This window comes from Salinibacterium sp. ZJ70 (assembly GCF_011751865.2).
GTDB lineage: Bacteria > Actinomycetota > Actinomycetes > Actinomycetales > Microbacteriaceae > Homoserinibacter.
The window spans coordinates 888,953-906,973 of record NZ_CP061770.1 but is presented as its reverse complement, the minus strand read 5'-3'; the positions used below and the strand labels follow the sequence as shown (position 1 = coordinate 906,973).

The window sequence follows — 18,021 nt, the reverse complement described above, 5'->3', positions numbered from 1 at the left end:
GGGTTCGGGCGGCCAGATGATCCCGTCTGCCCGCATCCGACCCAGGAGCACCCATGAATCCCTTCGACTTCCCACCCCTCGCCGCCATCCTCTCGGTCGCCGCCAGCGGCCTCGAATCCCTCGGCTCCCTGGTGACGCCCGCCCTCGCGATCGTGCTCGTGACGGTCGCCGTGCGCGCCCTGCTCATCCCCGTGGGCGTCTCCGTGGCGAAAGCCGCGCAGAACCGCCGCCGCCTGGCGCCGCAGCTGGCCGAGCTGCAACGACGCCACCGCAAGGACCCCCAGAAGCTCCAGCGCGCGACGATGGAGCTGTACGCGGCCGAGAAGGTGTCGCCGCTTGCCGGATGCCTGCCGCTGCTCGCCCAGATGCCCGTCATCTCGCTCGTGTACGCGCTGTTCGTGCTGCCGACGATCGCGGGCGAGCCGAACGGCCTGCTCACCGCCCCCGCGTTCGGCACCGACCTGGGGCGGCGCCTCGGCGATGTGTTGGGCGGCGCCATGCTCGGCGATCTCACCTTCCTGGCGCTCGCGCTCGTGCTCGTGGCGGTCGCGTGGCTCAACCGCCGCCTGACGCTGCGTGACGCACCTGCCGCCTCCGCTCAGCTGCCGGCCGCGCTCGACCCGCGCGGTCCGCTCAGCTGGGCGCCGTTCCTCACCGTCGCCGCGCTCGCGGTCGTGCCGCTCGCCGCGGGGCTCTACCTCGCAGTCTCCGGGGCGTGGGCATGGGCGGAGCGCAGCATCCTGCGTCGCATCTACGCGTGATGCGCCGTCGCCTGTGGAGAGCGCACGTCAGGCTGCGGCACCGCGCGGCAGGGTTGACGGATGGTGCTGCGACTCGATCCGACACTCCCCGTGGTGTGGCGCGACCCGCGCACGGTGCAGGTGGGCGTCGACCCGGTGCTCGCCGTCATCCCGGATGTGAGCCCCGGCATCGAGCGGCTGTTCGCGATCGTGCAGGCGGGTGTCTCGGAGTCGGGATTCGCGATGTTCGCCTCCACGTTCGGGGTGACGCCGCGGCAGGCCGAGCGCCTGCGCGACACGCTCTCCCCCGCGCTCCTGCCCGCGGATGCGCCGCAGGCGGGCGCTCGCGCGCTCGTGCTCGGCGCCAACCGCGTCGCCGCCGACCTCGCGCGACTGCTGCACGCCGCCGGGGCACTCACTTCAGATCCCGCGGCGGCGGATCTCGTGGTGATCGTCGCGGATCATGTCGTCTCGCCCGCCGAGCACCGACGCTGGCTGCAGGGCGATGTGCCGCACCTGCCGGTCGTCACGGGTGAAGCCGCGATCACGATCGGACCGCTCGTCGAGCCGGGCACGACGGCATGCCTGCACTGCGTGGGTCTGCATCAGCGCGACCGCGACCCGGCGTGGCCGGCGATCGCCGCCCAGCTCGCGCATGCTGAGCCGCCCGCACACGACCCGGTGCGCTCCGCGACCGCCGTCGCCGAGGCGGCGCGACGCATCCTCCGCCACCTGCGTGGCGACGGCGCAGTGCTCGAGGGGGCGCTGCGGATCGGGGGCGACGGCGTCGAGGTCAGCTCGCTGCGGTTCGAGCCGCACCCGGAATGCCGCTGCGCAGCTCAGCCAGAAAGCGACTGGGCTCCCGCGGACGCGAGCGCAGCCCTTCCGAGGCCCAGTGCAGCGCGAGTGTCCGCCGTGCTCGCGTGATCCCCACGTAGAGCAGACGCCGTTCCTCGTCGATCGCGTCGAAGCCCTTAGCGTGCGAGATCGGCATGAGCCCCTCGCTGAGACCCACAAGGTGCACGTGGTCCCATTCGAGACCCTTCGCACCGTGGAACGTCGACAGCACGACCGACGACATCGTCGGCTCATGCTGGGTGCTCTGGCGCTCCCGCAGCTCGGCGACGAACTGCACGAGCGTCATGGTCTTCGGTGCGTTGTCGGCGAGCTCGACGAGCGCGTTGAGCGCCTCCCAGCGTTCGCGCACGGCACCCTGCGTCTCGGGTGGGTCGACCGTCCACCCGATGCTCATCGCGACATCCGCGACCGTCTCGTACATGCCCTTGCGAGAGCCGGTGCGGGCGAGGCTCATGAGCTCGAGCACCGCGCGCTTGATGACATCGAGGTCGAAGAAGCGCGTGCCGCCGAGCTGGCGGGCGCTGATGCCGCGGGCGGCGAGCGCCGCCTCCAGCGCACCCGACTGCGCGTTCACGCGGTAGAGCACTGCGATCGTCTCGGGGGCGACGCCGGATGCGATCTGCTGCGCGATCATGTCGGCGATGCCGGCGGCCTCCTCGGCATCCGTTCCCCAGCGCGTGACGACGGGCTCTGCCGTGTCGCCGGGGGTCGCCGGTATCAGCTCGAGCGCGCCCGGTCGCCCCCGCATGAGGCGGTTGGCGGCGGCGAGCACGCCCGGCGACGACCGGTAGTTCGTCTCGAGGCGCACGACCGTGGCATCCGGGTAGCGCGATCCGAAGCCGAGCAGGTAGTCGCTCGACGCGCCCGCGAAAGAGTAGATCGTCTGGGAGGCGTCGCCGACGACGCACACGTCGGTGCGCGGACCGAGCCACAGCTGCAGGAGGTTGTGCTGCAGCGGCGAGACGTCCTGGTACTCGTCGACGACGAAGAACCGGTACTGCTCGCGCACCTGCTCGGCGACGCGCGGCTCGGCGTCGATCATGCCCGCCGTGATGAGCAGCACGTCTTCGAAGTCGATCTGGCGGCGCTCATCCTTGAGGTCTTCGTAGCGCTGCTGCAGCTCGAGAACCGCCTCCACCGAGAGCCCCGTCGGCATCACGCGGTTCGCGCGCGCCTGGCGCTCGTACTCCTCGAGCGACATGCGGCGGACCTTGCGCCATTCGATCTCGGACGCGAGATCACGAAGCACGGCCGTGTCGACGCGGATGCGCAGCGACTCGGCGGCGTGGCCGAGCACGCGCGCCTTGCCCGAGACGAGCTCGGGTGTGCGCCCACCCACGAGCTGGGGCCAGAAGTAGCTGAGCTGCGAGAGTGCGGCGGCGTGGAAGGTGCGCGCCGTGACCCCCTCAGCACCGAGCCGGCGCAGGCGTGAGCGCAGCTCGCCTGCCGCACGGGTCGTGAAGGTGAGCGCCATGACGCGGTCGGGCGTGTAGACGCCTGTCGCGACGCCGTGCGCGATGCGGTGGGTGAGCGCGCGAGTCTTGCCGGTGCCCGCACCCGCGAGGATGCAGACGGGCCCGAGGAGCGTCTCGGCTGCTTCACGCTGCTGGTCGTCGAGCCCTGCGAGAAGATCGCTCGTCACGGGCGCACTCCGCTCGGCAGCGCCTCGCCGAACCAGTCGGCGATGATCGCGTGTGCGATCGATGCGGGCCCGGGCAGCAGCAGTGTGCCCGCCTCGACCTCGGCGCGCACATCGTCGCGCGTGAACCAGCGGAGTTCGCGCAGCTCGGTGCCGTCGGGCGTCGGCTCGGGCGAGGTGTCAGGGGCGATGCGCGCCTCGAATCCGAGCATGAGGGACGCAGGGAACGGCCACGGCTGACTGCCGCGGTAGACGGGATCCGTGACGACCACCCCGGCCTCCTCGAAGATCTCGCGCACGACCGCTGCCTCGAGCGACTCCCCCGGCTCCACGAACCCCGCGAGCAGCGAGAAGCGTCCCAGCTCCCAGGTGACGTTCGAGCCGAGCAGGATGCGGTCGTCGTCATCCAGCACGGCCACGATGACCGCAGGGTCGGTGCGCGGGTAGTGCTCGGTGCCGAGCTCGGGATCGACGCGCACCCAGCCCGACTGGGTCACCGAGGTCGCGGCGCCCGTCGCGGGCGAGAAGCGCGCCACGCGGTGCCAGTTGGCGAGTGCGAGCGCCTGCGTGAAGAGCCCCGCGTCACGATCGGAGAGCCGCGCCCCCACCCGCCGCAAGTCGAGCCATTCGCCGTCGAGCTCGGCAGCCTGGTCGTCGTCGAGGAGGATCGCGAGCACTGCGGCACCCTGCTCCAGGTCGGGCGACGCCTCGCGCGCCCGGCCGAGGAACACCGCCGTCTCGACGTCGAGCGAGGGAAGCGCCGGGGTGTGCAGCAGACGCAGACCCTCCGCGGTGCCGAACGCACGGCCGTCGTGCAGCGCGACGATCCGGGTGCGCGGATCCTCGGCGAGCGCGAGCACACCGCCGATGCGGCTCAGGTAGTCGCGGTCGAGAGCGGAGCGCGAGAGGGCGGGCGTGAGCGGCGGGCGTCCTGGGGGAACCTGATCCGGCTGAACCGACCCGCTCATGTGCTCCTCATCCGCATCCGCGACCATCCGAGAATCCCGCGTGCGGGGCCGTGAGAACGCCGCTACAGGCGTGGCGTGCCGGGGCCGCCGGGCGGGGGCGACCTACCCTGTCGCCATGGCCAGATCCCCCTTCACTCTAGCGGCGCTCGCCTCCTCAGCCATCGCCGACCTCGACGTCGTGGGCGCGGCACCGTTCGGCTCCTCCGGCGGCGACTTCGACTCCGCGGTGGTCACCGGTCGCGATGGACGCATGCTGATCGTGAGCGTTCCGCGGTCCGAGCGCGCCGAGCAGCAGCAGTCGGCCGACATCGTCGCGGTGCGCGCGCTCAGCCAGGGGGTGCGATCGCGCCTCCCGTTCGATGTGCCCACGTTCGCCGGCCACGCGCCCGTGACGGGCACGCGTGCCGTCGTCTCGGAGTTCATCGGAGGCACCCCGGTGTCGTCCACGGGCATCGACCGCGCTCTCGCGACCTCGATCGGCGAAGCGATCGCCGCCATCCATGTGCTCCCCACGAGCCTCGTGACGGATGCAGGGCTCCCCGCGTTCACGGCGGCCGAATCCCAGCACGCGTGCCTCACACTCATCGACCGCGCGATCTCGACCGGTCTCGTTCCCGCCGCGCTCGTGCGACGCTGGCAGGCGGCGGGCGACGATGCCGGCCTCTGGCAGTTCACCCCCGCCGTCATCAACGGCGATCTGTCCGCCGACTCGTTCCTCGCATCCTCAGCGGATGTCTCGGGCATCCTCGGCTGGCACGATCTGCGCGTCGGCGACCCGGCGCGAGACCTCGCCTGGGTGCTCGGCACCCGCCGCGAGGGCATCGCGGATGCCGTGTTCGACGCGTACACCCGCGTGCGCGGGCAGGTGGATCGTCGCCTGCGTCAGCGCGCCACGCTCCTGTCGGAGCTCGAGGTGGCGCGCTGGCTGCTGCACGGTACCGAGACGCGTTCGGCTGAGGTCGTCGAGGATGCCGTGCAGATGCTCTCGAAGCTCGTCGATGACGTGCTGGGAGATGCGACCGACTCGATCAGTCCGCAGACGATGCCGACCCTCGCGGTCGACGAGGTCGAGGCGCTCCTGGATCGCGCCGAGCGCGTCTCCTGACGCGCCCGGCTGACCGGTCGCCGGCTAGGAGAGCGGTTCCCGCCGCACGATCCGCACCAGCTGCCGCGGTGTGCGCAGGCTGACCGCGACGCGCATCTCATGCCGCGCGGCCACGACGATCGCCACGACGATCGCTGTGGTGAGCGGCACCGCTCCCGCGACCCAGAACGCCACCTGACCGCCCCAGTGCTCGGCGATCCACCCCATGATGACGCCGCCCGCAGCCTGACCGCCCATGAGCACCATGATGTAGAGCGAGATGACGCGGCCGCGGATGCCGGGGTTGGTCGAGAGCTGGGTGAGCGCCTCGGCGGTCATGGCGAACAGGAGGCGGCTCACTCCGATACCCACGAGCGCCGAGAGGAACAGCGGGTACCAGCCGTCCCATCCGGCGACGAGCGTGATGGCGCCGTAAGTGCCGGTGAAGACCACCACATCCCGCAGGCGCAGCGTCATGCGCCGGGACGAGAGGACCGCGCCGATGAACGCACCCGCCGCACACAGCGAGTTGTACAGGCCGTACCCGGCCGCACCCGTGCGATAGATCTCGTCGGCGGCGGAGGCGAGCAGCACGGGCAGATTCATGCCGAAGATCGACACCGATGCCAGCAGCACGAGCGTCCAGAAGATCGCGGGCTTGCCCCACGCATAGCGCAGCCCTTCCACGAACTGCCCCTTCTGGCGCGGCTGCCGCGGTGCCGGATGCAGCTCGTGCACGCGCATGAGGAGGATCGCGACGACGGCGATGCCGGTGGTCATCGAGTTGATCGCGATCGACCATCCGGAGCCGACCGCGACGATGAGCACCCCTGAGAGCGCGGGGCCCAGGAGACCGCCGAGGTGGAAGGTGGTGGCGTTCAGGCTGATGGCGCCGCGCAGGCGTGCGTTGCCGACCATCTCCGAGACGAACGCCGAACGGCTCGGGCCCTCGATCGCATACGAGACACCGGTGAGCCCGGCGACCAGCAGCACGTGCCACACCTCCACATGCCCCGTGATGACGAGCACCGCGAGCAGACCGTTGGCGAGGGTTGCGAACGCCTGCGTGCCGAGCATGATGAGGCGGCGGTTGGCGCGGTCCGAGAGGACGCCCGCCCACGCTCCGAGGAGGATGGTGGGCGCGAACTGAAGCGCCACCGCGATGCCGACGAGCGCCACGCTGCCCGTGAGCTCGAGCACGAGCCAGTCGATCGCGACGCGCGCCATCCATCCGCCCGTGCTGCCGAGCGCGAGCATCGCCAGATACAGCCGGTAGTTGTAGACGCCGAGGGCGGCGAAGCTCTCGCGCCACGTCGGGCGGCTTGAGAAGGTGGGGATGGGCTCCGTCGCGGGGTGGTGATCGGGTGGAGCGATGGACGGCATGCCTCCAGGCTAGGTGGCGCCGATCATTGCGGCGAACTATCGTTGCAATAACTCCCATTCGGAAATCGAATGAAAGGCGCCGATGTTCGACCCGGTCCTGCTGCGCACCTTCGTGGCCGTCGCCGACACGCTGAGCTTCACGCGCGCCGGCGAGCTGCTGGGCGTCAGCCAGCCCACCGTCAGTCAGCACATCCGACGACTCGAAGCCGCCGCAGGGCGCCAGCTCATCGTGCGCGACACCCGGGCCGTGCAGCTCACCGACAACGGCGACGCGATGCTCGGCTTCGCGCGCACCATCCTCGCCGCTCACGACGAAGCGGCCGCCTACTTCGTGGGATCCGCGATGCGCGGGCGGCTGCGCTTCGGCGCCGCCGACGACCTCGCGCTCACCCACCTCCCCCAGGTGCTGCGCGACTTCCGGCAGCTGTATCCGCACATCAACCTCGAACTCACGGTGGGGCAGAGCGGTCAGCTCGCCCGGCGCCTGGCCGCGGGGCAGCTCGACCTCGTGTACGTCAAGCAGGAGCCCGGAGAGACCGACGGCCGCACAGTGCGACGCGAGCCGCTCGTGTGGGTCGCGCACCGCTCGCAGCGCCTCGACGCGGATGCGCACGTGCCGCTCATCGTCTACCAGGCGCCGAGCGTCTCGCGCGAAGCCGCGATCCGCGCACTCGAAGCCGCGGGACGCACCTGGCGCATCACCTGCAACACCCGCGAGGTCAACGGGATGCTCGCGGCACTGCGCGCCGGCATCGGCATCGCGGCCTACCCGCGCGTGCTCATCCCCGAGGATCTCGTCGAAGTGACCAGTGCGTTCGAGCTTCCCCCGATCGGCGAGCTCGACTTCACGCTGCTCGCGAACCCGCGCGCCGCGCGCGAACCCGTCGAGGCGCTCTCGAACGCCATCCACGCGACCGCGCGCTGACGCTCAGCCGTCGACCCTCAGCCCTCGGGGAACGCCTGCCGCCACCGGCGCAGCAGATCCGCCTCCGTGTCGATGCGCTCCGGGCGCACGATCGTGTCATCCGCCACGAAGTAGAACGCCGCATCGATGAGGTCGGGGTCCACCCCGCGCCAGCTCGCGTACGCCAGACGGTAGAGCGCCAGCTGCAGCTGCTTGCGCTCGAGGTCTGCGGCGTCCTTCGGCGACCGGCCCGTCTTCCAGTCCACGACCTCGAACCGCTCCCCGTGCTGGTAGACGGCATCGAGCTTGCAGATCACGACGCGGCCGTCGAAGGGAAGATGGATCTCGCGCTCGACATCCACCGGCTGCAGCCCACCCCAGGGCGACGCCGCGAACGTCTCGCGCAGCTGCGCGAAACGCTCCTCGTCGACGGCGATGAGCTCATCCGAGGCCTCGAGATCGAGATCCTGCAGCTCGTCGAGGCCGCCGACGATGGGCGCCGTGGATCGGTTCTCCACCCACGCGTGGAAGAGCGTGCCGAGGCGCGTGGCTCGGTACGGCTTCTCGGGCATCGGACGACGCACCTGCGCGAGCGTCTCGGCGGGTGCGTTCACGTAGTCGCTGAAGCGCGAAGCCTGCACGCGCATCGGCGGGGCACCCTGTGCACCCCCGGCGAGACGCTCACGGTGCTCTTCGAGCAGCAGACGCAGTTCGGTCGCGAGGCGCTCATCCGCCACCTCCGGAGCGGCCTCGCGAACGGCCTCGGCCGCCTGCTCGACGCGCGCGCGGCGCGAACCGAGCGGATCGCGCGGCCAGTCGATGGGCGCGAGCGCCTCACCCTCGGGCAGCTCCTCGAACTCGGGCGCCTCGGGCAGCTCGTCGATGATGAACGCGTCGGCCAGCTCCGTGAGGAACCTGCTCGGCATACGCGGCTTCGACTGCGACGCCCAGAACGAACCCGCAAGCAGCAGATGGCTGCGGGCACGCGTGAGCGCGACGTAGGCCAGGCGGCGGTCCTCCAGCAGGAGGCGCTCCTTCTCCTCCTCCTTGAACTGCTTCATGCGCTGCACGACCTCGGCGCGCGTCTCGCACGTCTGCCAGTCGAAGATCGGCAGCGCGTCGCGGTCGCCGCGGAACGCGTACGGGAACCCGCCGAACTGCAGCCAGCCGGTCGATGTGGCCGACGGGTTCGGCAGCTCGCCCTCGACGAGTCGCGGCACCGCCACGACATCCCATTCCAGGCCCTTGGAACCGTGGATCGTGAGCACCTGCACGCACCCCGGCTCGGGCGGCTCGGTGCGCGGGGTGAGACGCTCACGGCTCTGCGCCTCGCGCAGCCAGCCGAGGAAGTCAGCCAGATCGGCGCTCTGCCCGAGCTGCTCGAAGCCGGCCACGGCATCCGCGAAAGCCTCGAGCGCCCGGAGGCCTCCGGGTCGGGATTCGTTCGCCGCGACCTCGATGTCGAGATCGAGCGACTCGATGACGAGCGACGTGAGCTCGCCGAGCGGCAGCCGTGCGCGGCGACGCAGCCGTGAGAAGAGCTCCCCCGCCTCGCGCAGGCGCGCGAGTCCGACCTCAGAGAACCCGGCGGTGGCGATGATGCCGTGGGATTCCGGCGCGTGAGCGAGAAAATCGAGGGCGTCGACGAGCGACAGCGACTCCTCGGCGGCCACCGAATTGCGCAGCGCCTCGAGCGCGATCTCGCTGAGCGGCTGGAGGGTGTGGTCGCGCTTCGCGAGCCACGATGCGAGCGAACGCAGGGCCACGATGTCGCGCGGCCCGATGCGCCAACGCGAGCCGACGAGCAGACGGATGAGCTCGGATCCGGAATCGGCGCGCGCGATCACGGCGAGCGCCGCGACGATGTCGGCCACGACCGGCTCCGTGAGGAGGCCCCCGACGCCCAGCACGTGATACTTCACACCCGCGGCACGGAACGCCGCGAGATAGGCCTCGAGGTTGGCGCGCGCACGCAGCAGCAGCGCCGCCGACGGCGGGGCGGCATCCGTCTCGCCCTTGGGGACCTTCCACAGACTGCGTTCCGCGAGCCTGTCGCGGAACCACTCGGCCACCCGCGCGGCCTCATCGGCGAGCGTCTGCTCGTACACGATCGTGAGCGGCAGCTCGTCGGCACCGGGCCGCGGCGCGAGCGGCTTCACCTCGACCGCGGATGCGGCGCTCAGCGGCTCGATGATGCGGTTCGCGGCGGCGAGGATGCGCGCGCCGTTGCGCCAGCTCGTCGAGAGCGAGAGCGTCGTGCGGCACCCGAACCAGTCGCGGAACTCCGCGAGGTTCGAGGCGCTCGCCCCGCGCCATCCGTAGATCGACTGATGCGGGTCGCCGACCGCCATCACCGGCTGGCCGGAGAAGATCGTCGACAGCAGACGCGACTGCGAGACGCTCGTGTCCTGGTACTCGTCGAGGATCACGAAGCGGTACTGCGCGCGCAGCGTCTCCGCGACCTCCGGGTTCGCCTCGACGATGCGCATCGCCGTGGCGATCTGGTCGGAGAACTCGGTGTAGCCGCGCTCGAACTTGGCGCGCTGGAACCGCACCGCGAGGTCGACGAGCAGCGGAAGGGCCGCGATGCGATCGACGACCGCCGATTCGACCTCCCCGTAGCGCCCCTTGCCGCCGTTGGGCAGGTCGGAGAGGGTGCGGATGTCGGCCGCATAGGCGGCGACCGCCTCGGGGTCGGCGAGGTTCTCGCTGAGCGCCGCCGCGAGCTGCACGACAGCGGTCGTGACCTTGTCGACGCCCGCATCGAGGTCGGCGAGGCGATCGTCGTCGCTGTCGACGACGATCTGCCGGGCGAGCAGCCACGAGGCGGCCTCCCCGAGCACGACGCCGTCGCCGTCGAAGCCGAGGAGCGCCGCGTTGTCGCGGAAGATCGCCGCGGCGAACGCGTTGTAGGTGGAGACGCGCGGGGCATCCAGCAGCTCGGCGGCGGGGTCGGGCTCGCCCTGCTCGGGCATGAGGCCCTTCTCGCGGAGGGCAGCGATGCGCTCCGCCATGCGCACGGCGAGCTCACCCGCCGCTTTGCGCGTGAACGTGAGGCCGAGGATCTCGCCGGGCGCCGCGTGGCCGTTCGCGACGAGCCACAGCGTGCGCGCCGCCATCGTCTCGGTCTTGCCGGATCCGGCACCCGCGATCACGAGGGCGGGGGCTGCGGGGTCGGACTCGATGACCGCGACCTGCTCGGGCGTCGGCGGCGGCAGCTCGAGCGCAGCCGCGATGTCGAGCGCGCTCATCGCGCGCGGACGCGGGGCGGGAACAGCCGCGTCGATGAGGGTGAGGTCAGTCACCGGAGACCTCCCCAGGCAGGTGGACGAGGCGGATGTCGGATCCGGCCATCAGGTACGGGTCGTCGATGGGCGTCGCCGGGAACCGCGTGCCCGCCATGACGGTCGCCGCGTCGCGCACGAAGGCGGCGAAGTCGGCGAGCTGCTCGGGGCTGAGCTCCGACTGGTCGACGACCTTGTACGGGCTCGTCGCGGTGCCGCGCGTGTAGAGCATGCGCGCACCGCCGGAGTCGACACCGTCGGGGATGCCGTCGATCTGGCCGCGCGCGAACGCCAGCTGGTAGGCCTTCAGCTGCGGGTTCTCGTCGACCTGCTTCTGCGACTTCGGCGAGCCCGTCTTGAGGTCGATGATGACGACGTCGTCGCCCTGCCGCTCGATGCGGTCGATTTTGCCGCGGAGGCGGGCGGGGGCCTCATCGAGCTCGAACTCCGTCTCGGCGCCGAGACGCTCAGCGCCCGCGGCAGCGCGCGCGGCGAGGTACGCGGCGAGCGCGTCGATCGCGGATGTCGCGGCGCGCTCCTGCTGCACACCCACCCAGGCGCTCTCGAACTGCAGCTCGCCCCAGCGCGCGCGCAGGGCCTCCGTCATCGCCTCCACGGTCTGCTGCTCGGGAGTCACTGCGTGCTCGAGCACATCGTGGATGAGGGTGCCGAAGCCGGCGGCGAGCCCCGCGGAGCCGCCCCGGTTGGCTTCGACGAACCATTCCATCGCGGAGCGCGCGAACGTCTCGAGGCGCGACGGCGACACCGTGACGCGCACATCCGGGTTCTCGGGATCATCGAGCTCGACGAGCGGCGCGTCGGTCGAGACGGGTGCGAGACCACGCCAGTCGCGCGGATCGGCCCCCGGGATCTCGGCCTCGGCGAGCAGCGCGAGGGCGGCTGCCGCGTCGTCGCGGCGGCGACGATCTGCGGGGTGGTCGGACGTGAGCGTGTGCCGCATCCGCCCCACGGCACCCCGGAGGGTGAGAGGCGAGGCGGGCACGCTGTGCGTCGGAAGATCGCGGCGCAGCACCGCGACGACCGGGCTCGGCACCTCGTCATCCGACGAGACGACGGCGAGCACGAGCCGCCGCCGCGCGCGGGAGGCCGCGACGGTGAGCAGGCGCAGCTCGTCGCCCAGCACCTCGCGTCGCGCGTCGAGAGTCTCGGGGTCGAGGCCCGTCGCGACCTCGACGAGCGCGGGGCCCCCGAGGAGCGTGCCGCGCACGCGCAGATCGGGCCAGCGGCCATCCTGGAGCCCCGTGACGATCACGGTGTCGAACTCGAAGCCCACAGCTCCCGTGGGCGTCGTGATGAGCACGGCATCCTCGGCGGTCTGCGGGGTGATGATGTCGGCGGGCACCTCGGCGTCGAGCAGCTCGTCGAGGAACTCGGTCACGCTCGACGAGGGCCGGCTCTCGGCGAAGCGACGGGCGGCGGCGAACAGTGCGACCACGCCGTCGAGCGCGCGCGAAGCCTCCTCGGCGGCGATGCCGGTGCCGAGCGCGGAACGCCGCCAGCTCTCGGCGACACCCGAGCCGTCCCACGCCTCCCACAGCAGCTCCTCCGCCGAGCCGCCCTGGGCGTGCGCGGCGGCGACACGGGCGAGCACGCGCGACATCCGCGCCCCCTGCCGCCCCACCGCGGTGTCGATCGACGCGAAGCCACCTGCAACCTGCAGCGCCTCCGCGAGCAGATCGCCCGAGGGTCGCGCGTCGCCCGCGGTGAGGGCTTCGGCACGAACCGCGAGACGCAGGCGGCGCAGGCCCACCGAGTCGAGTGCGCCGAACGGCCCCGTCAGCAGCTCGGCAGCCGTGATGCCGTCGAGCGGCGCACGGCCGACAGCCACCTCCACGACCCGCAGCAGCGCTGCGGCTTCCGCATGCTCGCGCAGCGGGCGGCCCACCGCCGAGCTGCGCGTGGGCACCTGAGCCGTCGCGAGATGACGTTCGAGGGCGGCGATGTCGCCGCGGCTGCGCACGATCACGGCGAGCTCGCTCCAGGGCACGCCGCCCAGCAGGTGACGCTCGCGCAGCTCGCGCCCGATGGAGGCGGAGAGCGTCCACGCGCTCGGCTGCTCGATGACGACCGCGGGGGCGACGTCGGCAGCATCCTCCGGACCGGCCGCGGCCTCACGCTGGCCGACGACGCCCGCGGTGCCGATCATCTGCGAGAGCGTGCGCACGACGCCACGCAAGGTCGGCCCGTGACGGTGCACCCGGGTGAGGGTGAGCTCGGCGGCGTCGGCGGGCAGCGCCGTCGCGCGGAAGCGGGCGACCGTCTGCGCCCCCGCACCGCGGAACGTGTCGGCTGCGAGATCCGGGTCGCCGAAGCCGACGACCGCAGCCCCCGCATCCGCGAACGCCCGCACCAGACGCACCGTGCCCTCCGAGGACTGCTGCACGTCGTCGACGATCACGAGCCTGATGCCCGCGAGGCGCTCACCGGCCACCCCGTCGCGCAGCGCATGGGCGGCGAACACGGTGAGCTCGGCCGGGTCGAGCAACCCCGCGTGCGACTGCGCGACGATCTGCTCGTACTCGGCCATGAACTCGCCCGCCGCCATCCAGGCGGGGCGCGCGTGGCGTCGCCCCAGCTCGACCAGATGCGCGGGGCGGATGTCGTACTCGGTCGCGCGCATCATGAGCTCGCGCAGCTCGGTGCGGAAGCTCGCGAGGCCGCGCACCGTCTGATCGAGGTGAGCGGGCCAGTCGGGGCCCGAACCGTCGGCCAGGTGCCCCTCGAGCACGTCGCGGATCACGAGATCGTGCTCGGCGCCCGACAGCAGCCGCGGGGGCGTCGCACCTTCGAGGCGCGCGCGCTCGGCCACCGCCTCGAACGCGACGGATGCGGCGGTGCGGGCCCACGGCCCGGTCGTCACGATCGGCACGCGCTCCGCGATCCGCTCGCGCAGGGCATCCGCCTGGTGCCGCGACGCGGCGAGCACGAGCACCTGCGCGGGTGCCAGCCCGTCGTCGAGAACGCGGCGCGCTACAAGCTCCACGAGCGTCGAGGTCTTGCCCGATCCGGCTGCACCCACCACGAGCGCGCTCGCCTCTGCCGGCAGGTCGAGGACGGCCTGCTGGGAGGCATCCGGCGCGAACGGGATGCGCGGGTCTCGGGCAGGCATGTGGGTACCGTAACCGGCGGCACCGACACCGTCCGGGCGACCGGCGGGCGCGTCCCGTTCCGCCCACAGTGAACCGCCGCCGCCACCGCCCCGGGCATCCCGTACGCTCGGATCGTGGACATTCGCATCGGTATCTCCAACTCGCCCCGTGAGCTCGCGTTCGAAAGCGCGCAGACGCCCGCCGAGATCGAGGAAGCCGTCTCGTCGGCTCTCGCCGCAGACGCGAAGCTCCTCACCCTGAAGGACGACAAGGGCAAGCTGTACATCGTGCCGCTCGCCTCGCTCGCGTATCTCGAGGTCGGCAGCGACAACGCTCGCCGCGTCGGCTTCGTCGCGTAACCCCGCGCTCCCCTAGGATCGCGGCGTGGAGATCGTCTTCGTCACCGTCATCGGCGCCGCCCTCGGCGGCCTCATCCGCTACCTCGTGCCCGGTCGCCAGTGGCACGGCCTGGGCCTGATGCCGAGCGTCGGCGCAGCCGCGACCGCGCTCGCGTGGGCGATCCTCGTGTGGCTGGGCTTCACGTTCGACGGCGGATGGATCTGGGTCATCTCGCTCGCGGTCGGCGTCATCGCCTCCGTGGCGACCGCCCTCCTGCTCCCGCGCCGTCGCGAGAAGCACGACGAGGAGCTCTTCGAGCGCCTCGTCCGCCAGGGCGCCTGAGCTCCGCGCCTTCTCCGCAACCCTCGAGAATCGTGCCTGTTTGTCGTTTCCGGGCCCCTGAATCGACCATCTCGCACGATTCGCTGGGGTGTCAGAGCCGGCGCGACTTGACGCCTGACCGTACCGTTCGCAGCACTTCGATGAGGCGCCGTCGAGGGGACTCACGGGGCGAAGCTCCTCCACAGCACGATCGCGATCCCCTACCGTGCAGCATCTCGACGAGTGCAAGCCGCGCGTGCACCGCCCCCGCCTCCATGGTCTGCTGCATGAGCTCGAGCGCTCGCGCACGATCCCACTCCCACACGGCGGCGGCGAGAGCGGCGAGCCATCCCAGGTCAGCATCCCCAGAAGCCAGCGCCCCACGACGCCACAGACCAGCACCCTGCGAATCGTGCCTGTTTGTCGTTTCCGGGCCCCTGAATCGACGATCTCGCACGATTCTCCTGGTACTGGCGGGGCGCAGGGCCTCAGCCGGCGGCGCGCACCGCTGCCACGAAGCGCTCGATGAGCGGGATCGACTTCACGCCGCGCTCCGACTCCACGCCCGACGACACGTCGACGCCTGTCGGTGCGAGGGCGCGGATGCGGCTGGCCACGTTGTCGGCGTCGAGGCCGCCCGCGAGCAGCCACTGAGCGGGCAGAGCCGCGCGGTCGAGACGGTCGACCGAGAACGCCGTGCCGCTGCCGGGCACGTCGCCGTCGATCAGCAGGCGGATGCCGGGGTGCGCGCTCGACTCCCCCACACGGTGCGCGACGATCACGTCGATGCCCGCATCCCGCAGCTGCGCGATCTCGGCGGCTGAGCGCTCCCCGTGCAGCTGCGCGGTGCGCAGTCCCGCGCGCCGCACGTCATCGATCACCGACTCGATGGGCGCATCCGTGAACACGCCCACCGTCTCGACACGAGCAGGCACGCTGGCCACGACCGCGGCAGCGTCATCCGCCGTGATCCGGCGCACGCTGCCCTCGGCGAACACGAAGCCGAGCGCGTCGACACCCAGCGCGACACACGCGTCGGCGGTGGCGGCGTCGCGGATGCCGCAGATCTTGATGAACACAGCGGCTACGCCGTGAGCCCGAGCGCATCCATGCGGCGCGTGTGCGAGGCGATGAGCTCGGTGAACACCGGCTCGACGCGCTCGTTGACCGACGCGGCGGGGTGCTGTTCGAGCGCGGAGCGCGCGACCAGCATCGTGTCGCCGATGAGGCGACGGCCCCACATCGCCAGGCGCGACGCGAGGCGCGGGCTCTCCTCGATCGCGCGACGCAGCTCGTCGACGAGCACCGCCTCGCCCGCGTGGTTCTGCAGCACCGTCGCGGCGCGATCGTCGAGGTCATCAGGCAGTCCGGATGCGAGACCGGCGAAGAAGTCGAGCAGGAAGCCGCTCGTCAGGTAGCAGGTCACGAGGATCTCGTACCAGTCGGCACCCTTCGTGCGGCGCTGGAACTCGTCCAGCAGCAGACGGAACGGCTCCATCTCGGCGGCCGGGTCATCCGTGAGGCGCTCCAGCTCCTTCACGAGCGTCTGATGCGTCTCGAGCATGTCGGATGCGGCGCGCGCGAGACGGGTCTTCGCATCCGTCGTGGGTGCCGTGGTGACGGCGCGCCCGAGGTTCTCGAACAGCACGATCGTCAGGTAGGCGGTCTGCCCGAGGAAGCGCGCAGGCGTCGGCGCGAGGTCGCGCAGCTCGACACGCGCGACGGCGACAGCGGCCGAACGCGGCGGTACCTGAAGGGTTCCCGAACGCTGACGGGTGCGACGACGGAACCAAACCACCCGCCCAGTGTATGGGAGGCCGGTAGACTGAAGACCTCTCCATTTCCTCAGACAGGAATCTCTTGACTTTCCGCGATCTCAACATCGACGACGACATCGTCGCCGCGCTGGAGTCGAAGGGCATCATCGAGCCCTTCCCCATCCAGACGCAGACCATTCCCCTCGGCCTCTCCAAGCAGGACATCATCGGCCAGGCGAAGACCGGCACCGGTAAGACCTTCGGCTTCGGCCTTCCGGTCATCCAGGCGCTCGGCGAGAACCCCGGGCCCGGCGTGAAGGCGCTCATCGTGGTGCCCACGCGCGAGCTGTGCGTGCAGGTGGCCGAAGACCTCACTCTCGCAGCCTCCAACCGCCCCACCCAGATCGCCGCGATCTACGGCGGCAAGGCCTACGAAGGCCAGGTCGAGCAGCTCAAGGCCGGCGCGCAGATCGTCGTCGGCACCCCGGGCCGCCTCCTCGACCTCGCCGGCCAGCGCCTGCTGTCCCTCAAGGACGTGCAGGTCATGGTGCTCGACGAGGCCGACAAGATGCTCGACCTCGGCTTCCTCCCGGATGTCGAGAAGCTGTTCGCGCAGACCGCGCCGACGCGTCACACGATGCTCTTCTCGGCCACGATGCCCGGCCCGGTCGTCGCGCTCGCGCGTCGCTTCATGAACCGGCCCATCCACATCCGCGCGACCGACCCGGATGAGGGCCTCACGCAGGCCAACATCAAGCACGTCGTCTACCGGGCGCACTCGCTCGACAAGGACGAGGTCATCTCGCGCATCCTGCAGGCCGAGGGCCGCGGCAAGACCGTGATCTTCACCCGCACGAAGCGCGCTGCGGCGAAGCTCGTCGAGGAGCTGAACGACCGCGGCTTCAACGCGGGTGCCGTGCACGGCGACATGAGCCAGGAGGCGCGCGAGCGCTCGATGGCCGCGTTCAAGGCTGGCAAGAAGGACATCCTCATCGCCACCGATGTGGCCGCGCGTGGCATCGACGTCAACGACGTCACCCACGTCATCAACCACACCGTGCCGGACGACCCCGACACCTACCTGCACCGCGCGGGCCGCACCGGCCGTGCCGGCAAGACCGGCATCGCGGTGACCTTCGTCGACTGGGACGACATGCACAAATGGGGTCTCATCAACCGCGGCCTCGAGATGAACATTCCCGAGCCGCAGGAGACGTACTCGTCGTCGCCGCACCTCTTCGCCGACCTCGACATCCCCGAGGGCACGAAGGGCCGCCTGAAGCCGTCCGCCGCGCCCGCCGGCGCCCGTCCGCCGCGTGAGCGCACCGGATCGGGCGAGAGCTCGGGCGAGGGGGCGTCGCGTTCGCGCAGCCGCAGCCGCACCCGCACCCGCGGTGGCGCGTCGACGGAGGCGTCGGCGTCGACCGACACCACCGAGGCTCGCGCCGAGGGCGGCGGAACGCACGACGGCCGCGGCAGCGAGCACCACGACGGCAACGCGGCACCCACGAAGCGTCGTCGCCGTCGCCGCTCGGGCGGTGCCGGCAGCGGAGCACCCACTCCCCCGCCCGCGGGCTGATCCACGGATTCTCGGAAGGCGCGTCGCTTCGGCGGCGCGCCTTCTGCATTGCCGG

General features: G+C 71.5%; 13 protein-coding genes and 1 pseudogene. 7 read left to right on the top strand and 7 right to left on the bottom strand.

Translation table 11 applies throughout. From position 1 onward, the window contains the following. The first annotated feature begins 53 nt into the window (after positions 1–53). Positions 54–761 (top strand): YidC/Oxa1 family membrane protein insertase, encoded by a 708-nt coding sequence (locus tag HCR12_RS04290; RefSeq protein ID WP_166869500.1) that lies wholly within the window; start codon positions 54–56, stop codon positions 759–761. Positions 762–821: 60 nt separating this feature from the next. Continuing rightward, a pseudogene (locus tag HCR12_RS13625) lies at positions 822–1,556 on the top strand (hypothetical protein); the annotation flags it as partial. Here the strand turns inward: HCR12_RS13625 and HCR12_RS04285 are convergent. Both HCR12_RS04285 and nudC read right to left on the bottom strand, forming a co-directional pair. After that, the gene (locus HCR12_RS04285) at positions 1,534–3,240 is read right to left on the bottom strand and encodes an ATP-dependent helicase (RefSeq protein ID WP_166869501.1); all 1,707 of its coding nucleotides are present in this window, start codon (positions 3,238–3,240) and stop codon (positions 1,534–1,536) included. The pseudogene HCR12_RS13625 and the gene HCR12_RS04285 sit on opposite strands and share 23 nt — an antisense overlap. Continuing rightward, entirely contained in the window at positions 3,237–4,205 is a 969-nt protein-coding gene (nudC, locus tag HCR12_RS04280; protein WP_166869502.1) for an NAD(+) diphosphatase, read from the bottom strand. Before nudC ends, HCR12_RS04285 begins: the two co-directional genes overlap by 4 nt. Positions 4,206–4,320: 115 nt before the next feature. Here nudC and HCR12_RS04275 point away from each other — a divergent pair, with 115 nt between their 5' ends. Beyond that, positions 4,321–5,310, top strand: coding sequence for a phosphotransferase (locus tag HCR12_RS04275; RefSeq protein WP_166869503.1), 990 nt, complete (start codon positions 4,321–4,323; stop codon positions 5,308–5,310). 24 nt (positions 5,311–5,334) lie between these two features. Here the strand turns inward: HCR12_RS04275 and HCR12_RS04270 are convergent, their stop codons facing one another. Beyond that, positions 5,335–6,672, bottom strand: a complete 1,338-nt coding sequence (locus tag HCR12_RS04270) for an MFS transporter (RefSeq protein WP_166869504.1) — start codon at positions 6,670–6,672, stop codon at positions 5,335–5,337. 82 nt (positions 6,673–6,754) lie between these two features. On the opposite strand from HCR12_RS04270, the gene HCR12_RS04265 reads away from it, so the two are divergent. Continuing rightward, entirely contained in the window at positions 6,755–7,597 is an 843-nt protein-coding gene (locus tag HCR12_RS04265; RefSeq protein WP_166869505.1) for a LysR substrate-binding domain-containing protein, read from the top strand. A 17-nt stretch (positions 7,598–7,614) separates the two neighbouring features. On the opposite strand, the gene HCR12_RS04260 is transcribed toward HCR12_RS04265, so the two are convergent. Together HCR12_RS04260 and HCR12_RS04255 are read right to left on the bottom strand one after the other, a co-directional pair. Beyond that, positions 7,615–10,881 (bottom strand): ATP-dependent DNA helicase, encoded by a 3,267-nt coding sequence (locus tag HCR12_RS04260; protein ID WP_224763664.1) that lies wholly within the window; start codon positions 10,879–10,881, stop codon positions 7,615–7,617. Continuing rightward, complete coding sequence (locus tag HCR12_RS04255) at positions 10,874–13,990, bottom strand: ATP-dependent helicase (protein WP_166869506.1); 3,117 nt, start codon at positions 13,988–13,990, stop codon at positions 10,874–10,876. The genes HCR12_RS04260 and HCR12_RS04255 overlap by 8 nt, the downstream gene beginning before the upstream one ends. A gap of 114 nt (positions 13,991–14,104) precedes the next feature. On the opposite strand from HCR12_RS04255, the gene HCR12_RS04250 reads away from it, so the two are divergent. Further along, positions 14,105–14,329, top strand: coding sequence for a DUF3107 domain-containing protein (locus HCR12_RS04250; RefSeq protein ID WP_166869507.1), 225 nt, complete (start codon positions 14,105–14,107; stop codon positions 14,327–14,329). Positions 14,330–14,354: 25 nt separating this feature from the next. Continuing rightward, positions 14,355–14,651 (top strand): hypothetical protein, encoded by a 297-nt coding sequence (locus tag HCR12_RS04245; RefSeq protein ID WP_166869508.1) that lies wholly within the window; start codon positions 14,355–14,357, stop codon positions 14,649–14,651. 467 nt (positions 14,652–15,118) lie between these two features. On the opposite strand, the gene HCR12_RS04240 is transcribed toward HCR12_RS04245, so the two are convergent. Continuing rightward, entirely contained in the window at positions 15,119–15,709 is a 591-nt protein-coding gene (locus HCR12_RS04240; protein ID WP_166869509.1) for a phosphoribosylanthranilate isomerase, read from the bottom strand. 5 nt (positions 15,710–15,714) lie between these two features. After that, positions 15,715–16,428, bottom strand: a complete 714-nt coding sequence (locus HCR12_RS04235) for a ferritin-like fold-containing protein (protein WP_166869510.1) — start codon at positions 16,426–16,428, stop codon at positions 15,715–15,717. A 62-nt stretch (positions 16,429–16,490) separates the two neighbouring features. On the opposite strand from HCR12_RS04235, the gene HCR12_RS04230 reads away from it, so the two are divergent. Then, positions 16,491–17,966 carry a DEAD/DEAH box helicase gene (locus HCR12_RS04230; protein WP_166869511.1) on the top strand — a complete coding sequence of 492 codons (1,476 nt, stop codon included), beginning with the start codon at positions 16,491–16,493 and terminating at the stop codon, positions 17,964–17,966. Positions 17,967–18,021: the final 55 nt, after the last annotated feature.